Consider the following 16,652-nt stretch of genomic DNA (forward strand, 5'->3'; position numbering starts at 1 on the left):
GTGCCGTCCCTGGCCAGCGCCACGGCGTGGTGGTCGTGTTTGCCGACATCGATGCCGATGAATACGTCAATGGTGTCGTGGTTGGTGATCATGTCACTCATCTTCTTCGACTGGTGTGACTGCGGTTATGAGTGGTTCGGCTGGCCGGTGGTGCTGGGTGGCTCCGGGGTTCGGCATCCACGTTACGGTCGGGCTCGAGGCATGTGTTCTGCCAGTGGTTCTGGCCCCTATCAGCGATTTCCCTGGTGCCTTCGAACCTCGGTGACAACACCCCCCGGATCATGACGACTGGGGGCATGAATCATGCCGAGGTCCTCAGGCCAGCGACCCCTTCTATCCTGACGGATGTTGAGGCTACTTAAAAGGTAACGGGGCCGGCATTGACCGGCACGATCGCCAGGGGCAGCTCGCACTGCTCAGAGAGCGGTTCGACGGAGCCGGATGGCACACCGAAGACCTTCTCCCTGCAGCATCGAATGCTGAGGATTTCGCTTTCGATGAGCTCGGCCAGGTGAGAATGGATCGATGGTGGCAGGACAGATGTGCACTCATCGGTGACGCGGCGGCGGCTCCGAGCCCGCTGAGTGGATTGGGGACGAGCGTGGCGCTGGTCGGCGCCTATGTCCTGGCTGGACAGCTCGCGCGATGCCATGACCCTCGGCTCGCGGGTCGCACCTATGATCGCCTGGTTCGCCCGTACGCAGTCGAGTCCCAGGAGCTGCCAGGCGGAGGTGCGGGGTTCGCGCCCAGAAGCGATCTCGGCATCTGGCTGATGCGTACATCGATGCGGCTGGCCGGTCGGTGGCCGCTGCGCGACTTACTGGCGAGGCAGTTCGCGAAATCCGCCGACATCGTCCTGCCCGACTATTCCGACTGCCGCGTTGTCGATGGGTGAGGTGGTCGCGGTCGCCCTGGCATCGTCGCGGTGGTCTCAGCGTCGACGTTCGCGGTCGAGCAGCTGAGACAGCTGCGAACTCAAGTCGTCGACCCGGCTCTGCGAGTCCTTCTGGCTTCCCGAGGGGCGCTGGCTGAAGGGAATGCCCGAGCGCAGACCACGCCACCCGCAGGTGATCGCCTCGCCCAGCAGGCTCAGGCCGATGCTTAGGGTCATCGGACGAACCGCTTCCTCGGCACCGATGGCACGGGCGCCGAAGTGCAGGCCCAGGCCCGCCGCGAGGCTGAGCGCCCACACGATCAGGGTCTTCGCTGTGTACTTCTGATGCAGCGTCCCGTCCCTGGCGAACAGGGTGGTCGAGGCGCCGCGGAGCATGCCGAAACCGATGCCGACGATGATCGAGGCGGCGAGAAAGATGATGTTCGCCGACGTCCAATGCGTGAAGCCCCACAGCTCCTTGGCCGAGAGTGCCAGCAGGATGACCGGAGGCACTGCGAGGTCCCTCGCGTCGACGGGCTCACCGCGGAACCGTCGGACGATGACGACGATGATGATGACGATGACGGCAATGGCGATCAGTGCTGCACGCATGGCAGGTCTGCCTTTCCTTGATATAGCAGAAGCGTGCTAAAAAGATATCACGATGTAGCAGGAGTGTGCTATAAAAGATCTATGCCGAAGTTCGTCGATCCCGCCCACCGCCGCGAAGTCATCGCCGATGCCGTCTTCGACATCGTTCTCAGCCACGGATTCTCGAGGGTGTCGCTGCGGGCGATCGCCGAGGAGACCGGACTGGCGATCGGGTCGATCCGCCACTACTTCACAACCGCCGAAGGTATCGTCCGATTCGCCCTCGAGACGCTGGTCGAGCGGGTGAGCTCACGGCTCGAAGAGCGGCTGGAGGCTCTGCTGCCCGCGCTCGAGTCCGGGACGCTCAGCAGCGATGAGGCGAAGGCCAGGACCGCCGACTTCCTCGCCGAACTGCTCCCGCTCGATGGCGTGCGTCGACGGGAGTCGGTGGTGTGGCTCGCCTTCGAGGAGGAGGCGCGCACGCAGCCGGATCTCGCCGACGTCTTCGAGACCTCGGTGCGTGGGACCCGCGCACTCATGGCTCGCACCCTGGAGAATATGGACCGGCGCGGCGTCCTGCGCGCCGATCTCGACCTCGAGCTCGAAGCCGATTCGCTCGCCGCGCTCATCGATGGGTTGACGCTGCGCTCGACCCTGCACCCGGACGTGCTTACGCCCGACCGTGCCAAGGTCGTGCTCTCTGCGCATCTTGAAGGGCTGAGGGGCTGAGTCTCAGTCGCCCGTCGATAGTGCGCGGCGACGCGACCTCAAACTTCGGCCGGCGAGTGTGCGGCGACGGACCGACTTGAGCGCTGTCCCTTCTTCCCACGGAACAGTGCATTGTCCACGCTCCAGCGTCCGGGGCCGGCTGCGGCGAGCAGAAGGGCACCTGCGGCCAGTGCCGCCACGAGTTCCCAGCCGCCCTGGTCGACGAACGGCGTCGGCACCGCATGCACGATGACCAGTGCGCCGATGAGATCAGCGGCAAGCAGGACGCCGACAAGCGGTGTCAGTGCACCGAGGATGAGCAGGGCGCCGCCGATGAGCTCGACGAAGGTGGCGAACGGCGCGGCGATCTCTGGGAAGGGCACGCCCATCTGTGAGAACGATTCGGTGGTTCCGGCGACGGTCCATTCGTCGAACTTCTGCCATCCGTGAGCGATGACGATGGCGCCGAGGCCGATGCGAGCGATGAGGGTGACGATGTCGCGGATGAGGGGCGGGAGTCCAGCTGCTGCGTACACGGAGACCTCCGGTGTTGGTTGAAATGACAACTACACGTTATTGGCCGAATATGGACAGAGCCTGGCAACAGGATCGTCTGTCACCCGAGGTGATCGGGATCGAGCCGGGCTCAGAACCCGTAGGCGGCCTCCCTGTCCTCCCGGATGCGGGAGAAGGTGGTTGTCAGCACGATGGAGTCCTCGACCAAACGGTCGAGCCGCTGGATGACATCCTCGTTGATGATCTGGCCCCGGTGCAGGTCCTTCTCTTCGACGAACACATACGGGCTGACGACCTGGGCCTTCATGTAGGTGAGGATGGGCAGCAGCTGCTGCTGGAGGATGAGGTAGTGCTTGGCGGATCCGGCGGTGGCGACCATGGCCACGACCTTGTCGCGAAGGGCGTCGACCGGCAGCAGATCGAACACGTTCTTCAACGCCGCCGGGATCGAGGCCTGGAAGATCGGAGTGCCGATGATGACCGCGTCGGCGTCCATGACCTCCTGAGCCACCCGTGCGGTGTCGCCGGTGTACTCGGTGAAATTCCGGCCGTCGGCGAAGACCATGTCGAGCTCGGCGAGGTCGATCAGCGTTACCTCGATGGTCGGATCCCGAGTCATCACGGTCTGGGTGACATGCTCCATGACGGTCCGAGTCTTCGTGCCGACGTTCGAACCGGACAGGGCGACGAGCTTCATTCTGCGTTCTCCTCGATGGGGGCGTTCTCCTCGGTGGTGGTGCCCTCGGGCTTCGCGGTGTACTTCTTTACGGCGGGGATGATCTCCGTTCCGAGTGTCTCGATCTGAGCCATCACCCGGTCATAGGGCATGCCGCCGAAGTCGATCTGTCCCAGGTAGCGCTGATGGCCGAAGACCTCGTGCTGGTGGAGGATCTTCTCGATGATCTGCTGGGGACTGCCTATGTTGACGATGCTGGCCGGGTCGACGCTCTGGGCGAAGAGCTGTTTGGGCATGCCCTGCCCGTTGGTGCGCTTCATTCCCTCGTTGATGTGCGGGTAGAACTCGCGCAGGGCGTCCTGCGAGGTCTCTGCCGTGTAGAGGAAGCCGGCGGTGGCCACCGGCAGTGTGGCAGGGTCGAAGCCCGAACGCCGGGCCGCTTCTCGGTAGGCATCGATCGTGGGTTTGAACGACGAGGTGGTCCCGCCCAGATGGGCCATGACCATGGGCACACCGGCCAGACCGGCCTTGATCGCGCTCGCGGGCGCGCCGCCGACAGCGCGCCAGATCGGAAGGCTGCCATGGGCCGGGCGGGGGAGGACCTCGGCGTCGTCGAGGGGCGCGCGGAACTGTCCCGACCAGGTGACACGCTCCTCGGTGTTGATTCTGCGCAGGAGGTCGAACTTCTCCTCGTACAGCTCCTCGTAATCGCGCAGATCGTAGCCGAGGAGGCGGAACAGGCCGACGCGGGAGGCACGTCCGGCGACGAGCTCGGCGCGCCCGCCGGAGAGGTGGTCGATGGTGGCGAAGTTCTCGAACACCCGCACCGGGTCCGAGGTGCTCACGATCGTCGAGGTGCTGCCGATGCGGATCGTGTTCGTCGCCTGTGCGATGGCGCCGAGGATGACGGCGTGGGCCTGGGAGGCGAAGAACTCCTGGTGGCTCTCCCCGACGCTGAAGAAGTCGAACCCGGCCTGCTCGGCCGCCTGGGCGTAGCCGACGAATTCGCGGATGCGCTCGCCGGCGCTGACACGTGTGCCATCGGCGGGATTCGGCAGGTGATCGCCGAGGCTGTACATCCCGAACTGCAGACCCTGGCCGGGGTCGATGCCGACCTGGTCCATCACCGGTGTGGTCTGCTGCGGTGCGTTTGTGCTCATCGTCTCTCTTCTGTGGCAGGGCGGCCGACCGGAACGGGCGACCTCAGAATGTCATTTGCCATGTCAACTGATGATTGCGACGAATTATTCCTCAGCGCGGGTCGGTCTCTTCCGAGGGACTGGTCTCATCCGAGGGGTCGGTCTCCGGAGCCTGCTCGGTCTCCGGAGCCTGCTCGGGCGCGGGGTGCTGGTCAGCATCTGAGCGACGATCGACGCTGTGCTCGTAGAGCTTCTTCATCAGCGCGTGCAGCGTCGTCTTCTCCTCCTCGTCGAGGACCTCGTCGAAGAGCGACGCCTGCTGTTCGAGCTGCGAGGGGTAGGCCCGAGCAAGAACCTCGGCGCCCCTGTCGGTGAGCGTGATGTGTTTGGTCTTCCAGTCCTGCTGCCGGCAGATGAGGCCCTCGCGCTCGAGGCGAGCGAGCATCCGGGAGATGCCGCCTCCGCTGACCGTCAGTCCGCGGGCCAGGTCGGTCTGAGTGATCGGCTGGAAGTTGCGGATATGGGCCAGGGCTTCGAATTGGGCGACGGAGAGTCCGAACCGACGCAGGTGCTCATTGGACAGCTGATTGCTGTTCTGGACGAAGCGGGCCATCCGCAGCCAGATGAGCGTGCTCAGTGACAGCTCCTCCACTGTGCCTCCTCTGCCGACGTCTCACTCGCTGCGATTCGTCCTCACAATACCTGGACTGAAGTGGGGGTAAGGCATGGGCGCGGAAACAGGTGCAGGATCCGCTGCGGGAGCGGCTGGAGGATCCGCTGCAGACTCATAGCGCGGGCCTGCGGCTCAAGCGGTGGTCACGATCGGATACTTTTCGGCGCACGAAGCATCCGATGGCGACCACTGTTTTGCCGAGGCGGGGAGTCCGTCGAGTTCCCTGCCGCCCTTCGCAGCGTGCACAGCGTTCTCCATGAGTGGGTGAAATTGCAATCACACGATGGTGGTCGATGATGACGCGACACTGAATGCGGTGGCACGGTAGGGGCGACCGGACTTCCCCGGATCGACATGGGGAGCTCGCGGGCATCGTTATGAGGCGTGTGAAGCCCTCGACCCCGGCATTGCCTGCAGCCACACTGTCAGACATGTCCGAACACGAACAATCATCGCCTGATCCGCACTCCGCGCGGACTTCTGCATCCTCACAGCGGCAGGACACGCGTCTGGAGTCGAGTTCGAAGAGCAAGAGGATCCTCGCCTGGAGCGGCGCGGTTGTCATCTTCCTGCTGCTCATTCTTCCGACGCTCGGCAGTCATGGAGCTAACCAGCGGTTCTATGAGGGAGATCATTTCATCTGCTTCCCTGCCCTCGGTCCGACGACGACCTACCCCGTGAGCATGTTCGAAGAGACCGAGTTCGCGATGGACACTGCCGCCGACATCGGCGTCGCCGCCACGGCGAGAGCCAAGGTGAACAGGCTCGAGACCGAAAAGACGTTCAGAGTGGCCCTCTGCGGGGAACAGCGCTCCCGCAGAGTCGCCTGGGCCCTTGTCCTCACGGTTCCGACCCTGATGATCGGCTTCTCGGCGAAGAGCGATCTCATCCGTTCGCAACGGGACGGATCCCCACAGGGCCCGTGAGTCGGGCCGACCATGGGCATTCGAAGACATTCGCGGCCTGTCTCTCAAGCGCTTTTCGCATGCGCCGATCCCGATGGTCTGCCTCGGCGGCGCCTTTCGCCGAGGTCGAGGATGATCAGGGTCAGTCCGTGGCCGAGGAGCACGGCGGCGCTGAGGAAGCTCAATGCGACGTCGAGGATCCCTGCCTCGGTGAGTGAGGGCTTGCGCTGGAAACCAGGAGTCGTCAGCAGCATCGAGCCGATGACGACCGCCCCGGTGGCACAGGCGATCAGCCCAGCGGGACCGAGCTTCTCGAGCGCTGCCACGGCCAGGAGCACGATGACGGCGAGGAATACGAGCACGGCCGCGACATCGAAGCTGTGACCGGTCCGCGCGACTTCCTGCCAGAGGTTGCCATATCGAACCGAGCTGTCGGGCTCGGATGCGTAATAGGCGAAGAAGGTCAGCGCGAAGGTCACGACGCTCAAAGGTGCATAGAAGCGGGCACAGCCGCCATCGAGGCGGTGCTTCCACGAGTCGATATCGGCGCCCCGGCCAGTGGTGATCGCATTCGGAGTCGCCATCGGGTCCTCTCTCACGTGTACGGCTCTTCGAACACCATCGTCCGCATCCGGCAGTGAGAGGGCAACGGTGGACGAGACTCACGTTGATGTCCGCGAAACCCGGCGCTCGCCTCGGCGGTGGTCGGTCTTGCTCACATCGGTCGTCGAACCGTGTGCAGGCGGGCGTTCCGCACCCGGGTCAGAGGCGCGAGCGAAGGCCAGCACGATGCCGACGCCGGTCAGCGTGGCCACCAGCGATGATCCGCCATAGGACACCAGCGGCAGGGGCACTCCGATGACCGGCAGCAGGGTCGTCACCACTCCCATATTGATGAGAGCCTGCCCGACGATCCAGGCGAGGACGCACGCACCCAGGATCTTCGTCAGCCTGTTCCGACTCATCAGTGAGGCGCGTATGAGCCCCACGGCGATGAGACCGAACAGAGCCACGACTGCCAGTGTTCCGAAGAGTCCGATCTCCTCGCCGATGATGGCGAAGATGTAGTCGTTGTGGGCCTCGGCCAGCCAGAACCACTTCTCGCGGCTGGCTCCGAGACCGACTCCCGTCCATCCTCCGGAGGCGAGAGCGAACAGGCCGTGGTTGGACTGCCAGTGCTGGCCCAGGGCGTCGGCCTCGCTCTGGGCGTCGCTGGCGAACATCGCACGCACTCGCGCCATCCGATACGGGCTCGAGATGACCAGGAGCGTGACGCCCGCTGCGATGACCCCGAAGGCGATGGCGAAGTACCGCTTCGGCACTCCGGACACGAACAGCGCTGCCAATGCCATGAGCATGAGCACCAGGGTCGTGCCGAGATCGCCTCCGAGGAGGATGAACCCGGCCGCGACGATGACGGGAGTGAGGGTGAGCAGGAGCTTGCGGGGGCGGTAGTGCTGGGAGGTCAGATGCGCCAGAGCCACGGCGAACCAGACCGCGAGGATGGGTTTGAACAGCTCCGAAGGCTGTGCCTGCAGGCTTCCGATCCGCAGCCAGTTCGTGCTTCCGTTGACCGTCGCACCCAATCCGGGCACGAGGGGCAGGGCGAGCAGCAACAGACCGGCACCTGCGAGTGGCCACGCCAGCCGCTCCCAGACCCGGACGGGAGTGAGAGCGGCGAGGGCCATCATCGTCAACCCGACCACCGCGAAGATCCCCTGCCGTGCGAAGACGGAGAAGGAGGAGCCTCTGGAACCGTCATATGAGGTGATCGACGTCGCCGAGAGCACCATGAGCAGGCCGAGGCTGACCAGGCACAGGCAGGCCACGACGAGCATCGTCGTCCCGGGCAGCAGGCGCGGCGGTCTCTTGAACATCCCGCGCAGTACACGCATCTTCGCTGACGGCTCGGAGTGCGCCGAAGCCAGACTGCCTTCTCGACCGACCATGAACCCCCACTGATCTCGTCCCGCTGTGACCGACCACCATTTCAGGAGTCCGCCCAACCTGCAAGTTCGGCTGTAGTCAGGTTCCGGCAGGACTGTGTAGGGGCGGGGGACGTACGATGGAGGGGTGAGCACTGTAAGGAACGTGACCGACTCCGCCGCCGATGGTCAGGGCGATGCCCTCCTGGGCGCCGGACGGTCCGCCGCCGTCATCATCGCCTCCACCTCGGCGGCCAGGGGAGAGGCCGCCGACACCACGGGCCCGATCCTCGTCGACTGGCTGCGCTGCCGCGGATACGAGACCCCCGATGCCGTCGTCGTCCGCGACGGCGAACCCGTCGGTCAGGCGCTGCGCGCGCTCCTCGTCGACACCCCGGAGGGTGAACGTCCCCGCGTCATCGTCACCAGCGGCGGCACCGGGCTCGCCCCCGACGATCGCACCCCGGAGTTCACCGCCGAACTTCTCGAGCGCCAATCGCCGGGGCTCATCTATGCGATGTGGCGCAAGGGCCTGGAATCGACCTCCACGGCGGTGATGAGTCGCGGCGTCGCGGGTGTGCGCGGTCGCAGCTTCGTCATCAATTTCCCCGGTTCGAAGGGCGGGGTCAAGGACGGCATCACGGTCATCGACGACCTCCTCGAGCACATCCAGACGTCGGTCGAGGACACCACCGATCACGGACCGAGGGTCTGAAGCCATGCAGATGCGCAAGGCCGTCCGCGCCCGAGTCCACAAGTTCGACGCCACCGGCGAGATCTCCGCGGGACCTGATTCCCTGGCAGGAGAGGAGCCGTTGGAGATCCAGCTCAACGGTGAGCAGTACACCGTGACCATGCGCACCGCCGGGAACGATGTCGAGCTCATCTCCGGATACCTGCTCTCCGAGGCGGTCGTGACCGCGATGGATGACATCGAGGAGATCAACTTCTCTGCCGGAATCGCCCCCGACGGAACCCGGAACTACAACGTCGCCCGCGTGCGACTGCGACCGGGGGTGTGGAACCCCGAGTCGGCCCCGGCCCGCAATGTCTACACCTCCTCCTCGTGCGGAATCTGCGGAACCGCAGCCGCCGATGCGGTCACGAAGACCTCGGCGTTCCCGCTCATCCCCGCCTCCTGCCATCTCGAAGACGAGGAAGACTATGAGTTCCCGCGGCTGATCTCGGCCGCCCGGATCGGTGAGCTTCCCGACCGGCTGCGCGAGACCCAGGAGATCTTCGACAAGACCGGGGGAGTCCACGCCGCAGCACTCTTCGCTGTCGGTGAAGATCCCCGAGAAGAACCCGAACTGCTCGTCGGACGTGAAGACGTCGGTCGGCACAACGCCGTGGACAAGGTCATCGGCTGGGCCATGGCCAACCGGGGTCTGCCGCTGCGATCGACCGTTCTGCAGGTCTCGGCCAGGGCGTCGTTCGAACTCGTGCAGAAATGTGCGATGGCCGGCATTCCGATGATGTCGGCGGTCAGCGCCCCCTCGGCGATGGCCGTCGAATACGGCCGCGAGGTCGGCGTGACCGTCATCGGATTCAACCGCAGGGGCAGGTTCAACGTGTATTCGTATCCCGAGCGCGTGGACTGATCTGACCGGCTCTGCCTCCTACCGGATACCATGCTCATTTGGAGCAAGACGAACAGAACAGCGATGGGAAGCTTCGGATGAGCGGCAGAGGTCGGCGATGACCGGCAGTGACCGGAAAGCCCCGGGAATTGGGCTGCTCACCGTCCTCCTCGGTGCCGTGGCCGCCGGGCCCATCCTGCTCTACGGCCTCAGCGCCACCAGCGATTCGATCATTGCCGAGCTCGGCATCTCCGAAGCCCAATTCGGTCTCCTGGCCACCACTTGCTTTGGCACCGCGGCCATCGGCAACGCGACCTTGGGCAGGCTCGCCGACCGGCACTCCGACCTCTCGCTCATGGCATTCATCTTCGTCCTCGCCACGCTCGCTCTGCTGCTGGTGGCCGTGCCCGACGGGTTCTGGATGCTGCTCCTCGCCGCAGGCCTGTCCGGCATCGCCCAATCCTTCCCCAACGGGGTGACCAACCGGATCCTCCTCGAGCGCGTCCCCGTCGCCAAGCGGATCGGCTGGGTCGGCATCAAACAGTCCGGAGTCCAGGTCAGCCAACTCGTTGCGAGCCTCGTGTTTCCCGTGCTTGCGATCGGCGTCGGCTGGCGCGGCGCCGCCCTGACCGTCGCGATCATTCCACTCATCCTGCTTGCGATGACCTGGCGATCCCTGCGCACCACCCCGCTGCTGCCCGCCCCGAGCTCACAGGTCGGCACCGCAGACGCGCCCGCAGAGGCGGCACCGAGCACCCCAACCCCAGCCACACCCGCCGAGGCGGCCGACCGCAGCCGTGCACCGTCCCCTGCGGGACCGGCCCGACACCCGGCAATGGTGTGGGCGCTGGCCGCCTTCGGGCTCATCAACGGCATCGGCGTGCAGGCGACGAATGTGTACATGCCCCTGTTCGCCGTGCGGGAGATGGGCTTCTCCCTCGTCCTCGGCGGCGCTACCGCGGCTCTGGCCGGAGTCATCGGCGTCATCGCCCGCGTCACCTGGGCCAGACGCATGGCCAAGGGCGCCTCGGGGGCGCATCTTCTGCTCGTCCTCGCCCTCATCGCCCTGGCCGGAGCGATCCTCTTCTTCACCGCCGACGCCGCCGGCTCGCCGTTGCTGGTGTGGCTGGCCGTGGCCTTCCACGGCATCTCCGCACTCGGGGTCTCCGTGGTGCTCATGGCCGCGCTCATGCGCGTCATCCCCGCGGGCTCGATGGCTTCGGCCAGCGGCATGGTCACGGCCGGAATGTTCTTCGGCTTCGCCATCGGCCCGCTGGGAATGGGTGTGGTCGTCGGTTCGCCGGGCGGGTTCCCGCTCGGCTGGGTCGCCGTCGGAGCGTCCTATCTGCTGTGCGTGCTGCTCGCCCTCGTGCTCATCCGCGCGGCGCGCACGACACACTGAACCGAGGGTGCATCCCAGGGCCGAGCACAGGTAGTCAGCGACCCTGCCAGACAGGACCGCGCTTCTCTGCGAAGGCCAGCGAACCTTCGCAGAAATCGGCCGAGCTCAGCATCGTCTGGTAGCCCTCGAGCTGGCCCGAGCGCATGAGAGCGAAGCCCTCCTCGACGTCGAGCGTCTGGGTGGCCAAGACCACTTCCTTGATCGCCCGCAGTGCCAGAGGCGCCCCGCAACTGATTTCCTCGGCGAGTTCGAGTGCGCTGCTGACGACCTCGGAAGGCTCGACGGTCCGGTTCGTCAAGCCCCACCGTTCGGCTTCTGCCGCGCCCATCCGGCGTCCGGTCATGAGCATCTCCAGAGCCACTGCCGTGGGCAGGAGTTTGGGCAGGCGCAGCACCCCGCCGGAGTCGGCGATCATGCCCAGCCGCACTTCGGTCAGCGCGAACTCGGCTGCCGAGGACGCAACGATGAGGTCGGCGGCCAGGGCGAGTTCGAAGCCACCGCCCAAGGCCAAGCCGTTGACGGCGGCGATGATCGGCTTCGTCCGGGTGAAGTACTCGGTGAGTCCGGCGAAGCCGCCGGGGCCGTGATCGGCATCGACTGCTTCACCCCCGGCCGCGGCCTTGAGGTCCCAGCCGGCGCTGAAGAAGCGCGTGCCACGGCCGGTGAGCACCGCCACCCGCAGCTGAGGGTCGGCCTCGAACTTCGAGAACGCCGCGTAGAGGGCCTTGCTGGTTGCGACGTCCACGGCGTTGGCCTTCGGCCGGTCGAGGGTGATCAGAGCCGTCGTGCCGATGGTCTCGACAGTGGTTGGGGCCTGTCGAAGGATGAGCGGATTGACCTCGAGCTCGGAGACCGTGCTGTCGGCCAGGGCCCAGTTGACGATCACGCTGATCGCCTCGACAGCGGCATCGACATCGGCGCGTGGTCGGCCGCGGGCCCCGTCGAGCACTGGCCACAGCTTGAGGGAGTGCAGGGCCGTGCGGATCCCCTCGGGGCGGACCGGCAGCAGAAGGGTCACGAAGTCGCGGATGACTTCGATGAAGGTGCCGCCGACTCCCAGCCTGATACCGTGCGGTGGATCGGGCGCAGGGTCTCGCTGCATGCGACCTCGGCAGGCAAGGCGATGCTGGCGTGGCTTCCCGAGAGTGATACGCGCGCCGTTCTTGCCGCGCCGCTCACCGGTCACACCGAGTCCACGCACACGCGTACTGAGGAACTGGAAGCCGAGCTCGCTGATATCCGAACTGCAGGCTACAGCGTCGCCGCCGGAGAGCTGGAGCATGGCGTGCACGGTGTCTCGGCTGCGATCCGGGCAAAGCAGCACAGCCCCATCGGGGTCATCAGCATCTGGGGACCGCAGGAGAGGATCCCCGACGAGAGATTCGCAGAACTCGGTGCGCTCGTCGCCGCAGCGGCCCGCCAAGCCGTCGGGAGACCGGGCGACTGAGAACGGGGCGCCCTGCGTTTCAGCGGGACGAGACTCTGAGAAGATCCTTGACCGGTCCTGTCGGCACCCTCTGACCGAACCTGTCCAGGCGCCTCCTCAGGACTCTTCGGGATCCTCGACGACGCGGTCCGTGGCCAGCAGTGTCCGATCGCCGGCCTGCAGCGTGCCCAGCCCCTCTTCGGTGAACGCCACCGGAACCGCGACCACACCCGAGCCTTCGGCCGGATAGCCGCGGGCAAGACTGCCCGTCGTGGCGTTGTGGACCCGCAGTGTGCCTTCTTCGCGCAGATAGATCAGGCCCCCGACGGCTGCCTCGAGCTCGACGGTCTTCGGCACAGAGACCGGCAGTTCGTTCTTACCTGTGTCATCGATGACCGTCAGCCCCTGCGCTCCGAGGGTGACGATGGCCCCGGTGTTCGCGTCTGCAGCCACCCCGCGGGCATCGTCATCGAGCAGTTCACCGGTCTTCCGGTCGAGCACCGGCCCGACACCGTCGCCGGCGTCGAGGTGGATGACTGTCTCACCCGGGGCTGCCCCGGGCGCGGCACGCAGCTCATCGGCGTTCCAGCCGTTGTCCGGAAGTGACAGCTCCCAGGACTCCTCACCGGTGGCGCGCAGCTTCTCACCGTCGATGCTCAGTATCGTTCCCCGATATTCGCCGAGGTGGCGCACATCCGTGGATCCGTCCTGCACCGCCTCGCCGGTGGCCGGGTCGAGGGCGAGAGCGTCAGTGGGTGCGGCATCCTCGGCGGCGAAGACCGTGCCGGGCCCGCGCATCGGGCCGGGCACGTCCACGGGCCCCCATTTCTGCTTGCCGGTCTCGAGATCGAAGGCGCTGGCGGTGACATCCTCGTCACAGTCCGTCGACGAGTCGGAATCAGTGAGCACGGCCAGGGGATCGCCGTCGCCATCGACGCTGACGGTGAAGCCGGTGCACCCGCTCGGGCGCTTCGCCTGCCACAGCATCGAGCCGTGGACGTCGACGGCGGAGAACTCGAGGTTCTCGTCGCCGGTGCTCGCGGAGAGGAAGACCTCACCGTGGTGGGCCGGCGGCAGGTCCCACCCGGGCTCGACGAGTTCGAGGGGTTCGATGATGAGCGGCAGCTGCAGATCGGAGGCGTCGACGGCATCGAGATCGGTCGTGACCTGCTCCGGTGCCCGGTCGAAGTCGTCGGGGGCCGAGGAACAGCCCGCGAGGGCGAAAACACCGATGAGCGGTCCGGCGAGGGCGAAGAGGAGTCTGCGGCTGCGCATGGTTCAGTGCTTCGCCCCCGGTGACTGAGACGGCTTCGCTGACGCCTCGGCTGAGGCGTCCGAGTCATTCTGGTCGGCGGCCGCACCGTCCTTGTCCGAGGACGCTTCGCGCTGATCCGCGGCAGCGGCGCGTCGGGCGCGCCGACGCTCGTGGCGGAACCACAGGATGATCGCGAGGACCGCCAGCACGCAGACGACGATGATGTCTGTCGTGGTCGAGGACCAGGAGCTCACCCATTCCTGAGCATGGGCCAACGTGGTCGTCGGCACCAGCGACGGTGCCGAGACCAAGCCGTTCGTCGCCCAGAACACAATGCCGATGACGATCATCAGGATCCCGGTGACCATCGAGACGACCGGGATCCTGCGGCCGAAGAGCGTCACCGAACCCCCGCGGAGCATCGAACGCGTCCGGGTGCCCACGCGGGTCCACAGGGCCGCGATGATGAACAGCGGCACGACCATCCCGGCTCCGTAGACGGCGAGCATCATGCCGCCGAGGACGAGACTGCCCTTGGTCGCGGCCAGGGTGAGCACCGCGCCGAGGATGGGACCGGCGCAGACGCCGGCGATCCCGCTCGTGGCGCCGAGGAGGAAGGTCTTCGTCCAGCCCGTCGCCTGCGCGGAGCGCTGCCGGGCGGCATCGGCTCCCGGCAGCACCTTCGCCGGATCGAATCCGAATCCGAAGAACTGGACGATGCCCAAGACGATGAGGATCACCGAGGCGACGAGGACGATCGCGCCGCGATGGGAGGTGAACAGTGCCCCGAGCGTGCCGGCGCCGATGCCCAAGGGGATGAGGACGAGCAGCATGCCCACGTAGAAGATGAGGCCGTGGAGCACCAGCCGAGACCCCGCCCCGACGGTGGATCCGAAGAACGCCGGCAGCAGGAGTGCGGCGCAGGGGCTGAGCAGAGCGAGGATTCCGCCGATGAAGGCGCTGATCAGGCTGATGTCCATCAGTGCTGTCCTTTCTGTGCCGTTTCAACGGCATCGACGAAGACGTCCGTGGGCTGGGCACCGACATAGGGCTGGCCGTCGAGGATGAAGGTCGGGGTGGAGAACGCGCCGAGGTCGGTGCCCATCTCGGCGTTGTCCTGCACGGCCTGAGCTGTCTCCTCGGAGTTCATGTCCGTGGTGAATCGGGAAGTGTCGAGTCCGATGTCCTCGGCCACCTCGGTGAGCGCTTCGGGGGTGAGCTCATCGGGCGAGCGCGGCTTGCTGTCGGCGAAGAGCGCATCGTGGAACTCCCAGTGCTTGTTCTGCAGGGCCGCGGCGTAGGCGGCCTTCGCAGCCTGTTCGGATGCGGAGCCGAACACGTTGACCTCTCGCCACTCGATGCGCAGATCGCCGGAGTCGACGTAGTCGAGCATCGTCGGCAGCGTGTCCTGTGACCAGGCCGCGCAGTACGGGCACTGGTAGTCGGAGAAGACGACGAGTTTGACCGGTGCATCAGCGGGGCCATCGGACATCGGGTCGGATTCGTCAGCGGAGTCGTCTTCGCCGAGGTCGGACTGTTCGGGGTCGACGACCTCGGTGACGACTGCTTCCGGAGCGGGGCCGGAGCTGTCGGCCGTGGTCGATGTCCCCTCGTCCTCGCCCCGATCGATGACGAGGATCATGAGCACGAGCGCAGCGGCGGTGACGACCACCGCGGCGGGGATCCACCAGCGGTACTGCGTGCGCGGCGCCGCATGTTTGGCCATGCCCTCACTCCTTAATTACTAAGATGCTTAGTAAACTATAGATCATCGGTCTTCCGGGTCGAAAATTCCGCTGCCGCGATCACTGCTTCTTCGGCGACAGCAGGGGGCTGTCGGGATCGCCGAAGAGGCGGGCGCCGGTTTCGGCGATATGGTGCGCAGCGCCGAAACGTCGGGTGGCCGGATCGTCCTCGGCCCCATCGATGGTCTGGCCGTCACTTGCCGATCTCGTCTCGGTTCCGTTCGGACCGTTCCCGGCCCCGGCTGCAGTGACGATCCGACCGTCGCCGACGGCCGAGAGCTCAGCGTCGTCGGCCAGCGGTGCGTCCCAGCGCTTCGTGCCGTTGAGGTCGAAGCCGTGCAGCTGCGCATCGGCCGTGATGAGGGTGTGGCTGCCCGCATCGTAGCCGGCGCTGTCGATGTTGCTGGCGACAGCGGCGCCAGAGCGCAGGTCGATCAGGGTGCGCTGCCGGTCGCCTGCGCTGCCGAGGAGTGCGTGGGATCCGCCGATCGCTTCCCATGGCGTCTCGCGGGCCTCGTCGGCTGAGACTCCGAGGCCCTCGACTTCGCGGGCCCAGAGGCGGTGGCCCTCGAGGTCCTGGGCGACGAGCCTCCCACCGTCGGCGAGGATGAGATGACTGCCCAGGAGAGTGATCACCCGGGGTGAGTCTTCGTTCTCGGTTGCCAGCTTCTTCCCTGTGGCGGGGTCGAGTGCCACGCGGGGGCCGCCTTCGCCGATGAAGTCCTGCGGTGGGCCGGCGAAGACGAGTCCGCTGCCGAGCAGTGGCCCGGGCACTTCGACCGGGCCCCAGAGTTCTCTGCCCGTGTGGAGGTCGAATCCTGAGGCCGTGGTCGCCAGTGAGCCGTTCGATCCGGACTGCTGGTCCATGAGGACGGCTACGGGTCCGGCCTCGGACTCGCTGACGAGGAAGCCGGAGCAGACGCGCGGCCGCAGCGCCGTCCAGAGGATCGTCCCCGCGGAATCGACGGCGCGGAACTCGAGGTCCGCGCCATTTTCGTGCAGCGACAGGAACACGCCGTCGGCCTCCTGGGCCGCCATGTCCCAGCCGGGGTCGACGACACCCGTCTCGCCGTCTCCGGTCCCAGTGGTGGAGGGGGTGTGCTTCTCGGCCGGCGAGTGAACCGGCCTGGGGTCGGTCGATGCGCTGTTCTCATCGAGGCCGGTGCAGGCCGTCAGTGAGGCCAGGGTGAGCAGGCAGGCGGGCAGGATCATCGCTCCGGCTGCGGGGCGGAGCACG

At 66.3% G+C, this 16,652-nt stretch carries 19 protein-coding genes; 7 read left to right on the forward strand and 12 right to left on the reverse strand.

Annotated features, from left to right (window positions below; genetic code table 11):
- Nucleotides 1-772: 772 nt before the first annotated feature.
- Nucleotides 773-895, forward strand: a complete 123-nt coding sequence (locus ACPUD7_RS12750) for a hypothetical protein (RefSeq protein ID WP_425120113.1) — start codon at nucleotides 773-775, stop codon at nucleotides 893-895.
- A 36-nt stretch (nucleotides 896-931) separates the two neighbouring features.
- On the opposite strand, the gene ACPUD7_RS12755 is transcribed toward ACPUD7_RS12750, so the two are convergent.
- The gene (locus ACPUD7_RS12755) at nucleotides 932-1,486 is read right to left on the reverse strand and encodes a DUF1453 family protein (RefSeq protein WP_135538993.1); all 555 of its coding nucleotides are present in this window, start codon (nucleotides 1,484-1,486) and stop codon (nucleotides 932-934) included.
- 81 nt (nucleotides 1,487-1,567) lie between these two features.
- On the opposite strand from ACPUD7_RS12755, the gene ACPUD7_RS12760 reads away from it, so the two are divergent.
- Nucleotides 1,568-2,194, forward strand: coding sequence for a TetR/AcrR family transcriptional regulator (locus ACPUD7_RS12760; RefSeq protein ID WP_135538991.1), 627 nt, complete (start codon nucleotides 1,568-1,570; stop codon nucleotides 2,192-2,194).
- A 38-nt stretch (nucleotides 2,195-2,232) separates the two neighbouring features.
- On the opposite strand, the gene ACPUD7_RS12765 is transcribed toward ACPUD7_RS12760, so the two are convergent.
- From ACPUD7_RS12765 to ACPUD7_RS12780, 4 genes are all read right to left on the reverse strand, one after another.
- Complete coding sequence (locus tag ACPUD7_RS12765; RefSeq protein ID WP_135538990.1) at nucleotides 2,233-2,709, reverse strand: DoxX family protein; 477 nt, start codon at nucleotides 2,707-2,709, stop codon at nucleotides 2,233-2,235.
- A gap of 110 nt (nucleotides 2,710-2,819) precedes the next feature.
- Nucleotides 2,820-3,386, reverse strand: a complete 567-nt coding sequence (locus tag ACPUD7_RS12770; RefSeq protein WP_135538988.1) for an NADPH-dependent FMN reductase — start codon at nucleotides 3,384-3,386, stop codon at nucleotides 2,820-2,822.
- A complete protein-coding gene (locus ACPUD7_RS12775) occupies nucleotides 3,383-4,525 on the reverse strand; it encodes an LLM class flavin-dependent oxidoreductase (protein WP_205683329.1) in 1,143 nt (380 codons plus the stop codon). The genes ACPUD7_RS12770 and ACPUD7_RS12775 overlap by 4 nt, the downstream gene beginning before the upstream one ends.
- Nucleotides 4,526-4,616: 91 nt before the next feature.
- Nucleotides 4,617-5,156: a MarR family winged helix-turn-helix transcriptional regulator gene (locus tag ACPUD7_RS12780; RefSeq protein ID WP_135538986.1), complete on the reverse strand. Its 540-nt coding sequence runs from the start codon at nucleotides 5,154-5,156 to the stop codon at nucleotides 4,617-4,619.
- A 452-nt stretch (nucleotides 5,157-5,608) separates the two neighbouring features.
- Here ACPUD7_RS12780 and ACPUD7_RS12785 point away from each other — a divergent pair, with 452 nt between their 5' ends.
- A complete protein-coding gene (locus ACPUD7_RS12785) occupies nucleotides 5,609-6,103 on the forward strand; it encodes a hypothetical protein (protein ID WP_135538984.1) in 495 nt (164 codons plus the stop codon).
- A gap of 44 nt (nucleotides 6,104-6,147) precedes the next feature.
- Here the strand turns inward: ACPUD7_RS12785 and ACPUD7_RS12790 are convergent, their stop codons facing one another.
- Entirely contained in the window at nucleotides 6,148-6,666 is a 519-nt protein-coding gene (locus ACPUD7_RS12790) for a hypothetical protein (RefSeq protein WP_135538982.1), read from the reverse strand.
- 78 nt (nucleotides 6,667-6,744) lie between these two features.
- Nucleotides 6,745-7,959, reverse strand: a complete 1,215-nt coding sequence (gene ftsW, locus ACPUD7_RS12795) for a putative lipid II flippase FtsW (protein ID WP_425120114.1) — start codon at nucleotides 7,957-7,959, stop codon at nucleotides 6,745-6,747.
- Between the two features lie 196 nt (nucleotides 7,960-8,155).
- Between ftsW and ACPUD7_RS12800 the strand changes: the two genes are divergently transcribed.
- The 3 genes from ACPUD7_RS12800 to ACPUD7_RS12810 all read left to right on the forward strand — a co-directional run bounded on the left by ACPUD7_RS12800 (nucleotide 8,156) and on the right by ACPUD7_RS12810 (nucleotide 10,989).
- A complete protein-coding gene (locus ACPUD7_RS12800) occupies nucleotides 8,156-8,722 on the forward strand; it encodes a MogA/MoaB family molybdenum cofactor biosynthesis protein (protein WP_425120115.1) in 567 nt (188 codons plus the stop codon).
- A gap of 4 nt (nucleotides 8,723-8,726) precedes the next feature.
- Nucleotides 8,727-9,608, forward strand: coding sequence for a formate dehydrogenase accessory sulfurtransferase FdhD (gene fdhD / locus ACPUD7_RS12805; RefSeq protein WP_135538979.1), 882 nt, complete (start codon nucleotides 8,727-8,729; stop codon nucleotides 9,606-9,608).
- Between the two features lie 97 nt (nucleotides 9,609-9,705).
- Nucleotides 9,706-10,989, forward strand: coding sequence for an MFS transporter (locus ACPUD7_RS12810; protein ID WP_135538977.1), 1,284 nt, complete (start codon nucleotides 9,706-9,708; stop codon nucleotides 10,987-10,989).
- 34 nt (nucleotides 10,990-11,023) lie between these two features.
- Here ACPUD7_RS12810 and ACPUD7_RS12815 read toward each other — a convergent pair whose 3' ends face one another.
- A complete protein-coding gene (locus ACPUD7_RS12815) occupies nucleotides 11,024-12,091 on the reverse strand; it encodes an enoyl-CoA hydratase-related protein (RefSeq protein ID WP_135538975.1) in 1,068 nt (355 codons plus the stop codon).
- Here ACPUD7_RS12815 and ACPUD7_RS12820 point away from each other — a divergent pair.
- Nucleotides 12,059-12,436: an IclR family transcriptional regulator gene (locus ACPUD7_RS12820; protein WP_167854389.1), complete on the forward strand. Its 378-nt coding sequence runs from the start codon at nucleotides 12,059-12,061 to the stop codon at nucleotides 12,434-12,436. The two genes, ACPUD7_RS12815 and ACPUD7_RS12820, sit on opposite strands and share 33 nt — an antisense overlap.
- Nucleotides 12,437-12,532: 96 nt before the next feature.
- Here ACPUD7_RS12820 and ACPUD7_RS12825 read toward each other — a convergent pair whose 3' ends face one another.
- The 4 genes from ACPUD7_RS12825 to ACPUD7_RS12840 form a co-directional block, all read right to left on the reverse strand.
- Nucleotides 12,533-13,690: a hypothetical protein gene (locus ACPUD7_RS12825; RefSeq protein WP_135538971.1), complete on the reverse strand. Its 1,158-nt coding sequence runs from the start codon at nucleotides 13,688-13,690 to the stop codon at nucleotides 12,533-12,535.
- A 3-nt stretch (nucleotides 13,691-13,693) separates the two neighbouring features.
- Nucleotides 13,694-14,650 carry a cytochrome c biogenesis CcdA family protein gene (locus ACPUD7_RS12830; RefSeq protein WP_135538970.1) on the reverse strand — a complete coding sequence of 319 codons (957 nt, stop codon included), beginning with the start codon at nucleotides 14,648-14,650 and terminating at the stop codon, nucleotides 13,694-13,696.
- Nucleotides 14,650-15,396 carry a DsbA family protein gene (locus ACPUD7_RS12835; protein WP_425120116.1) on the reverse strand — a complete coding sequence of 249 codons (747 nt, stop codon included), beginning with the start codon at nucleotides 15,394-15,396 and terminating at the stop codon, nucleotides 14,650-14,652. The genes ACPUD7_RS12830 and ACPUD7_RS12835 overlap by 1 nt, the downstream gene beginning before the upstream one ends.
- A gap of 79 nt (nucleotides 15,397-15,475) precedes the next feature.
- Nucleotides 15,476-16,651: a hypothetical protein gene (locus ACPUD7_RS12840; protein ID WP_425120117.1), complete on the reverse strand. Its 1,176-nt coding sequence runs from the start codon at nucleotides 16,649-16,651 to the stop codon at nucleotides 15,476-15,478.
- Nucleotide 16,652 lies beyond the last annotated feature (1 nt).

The sequence above is a fragment of the Brevibacterium sp. FAM 24630 genome (assembly GCF_049804075.1).
Taxonomy (GTDB): domain Bacteria; phylum Actinomycetota; class Actinomycetes; order Actinomycetales; family Brevibacteriaceae; genus Brevibacterium.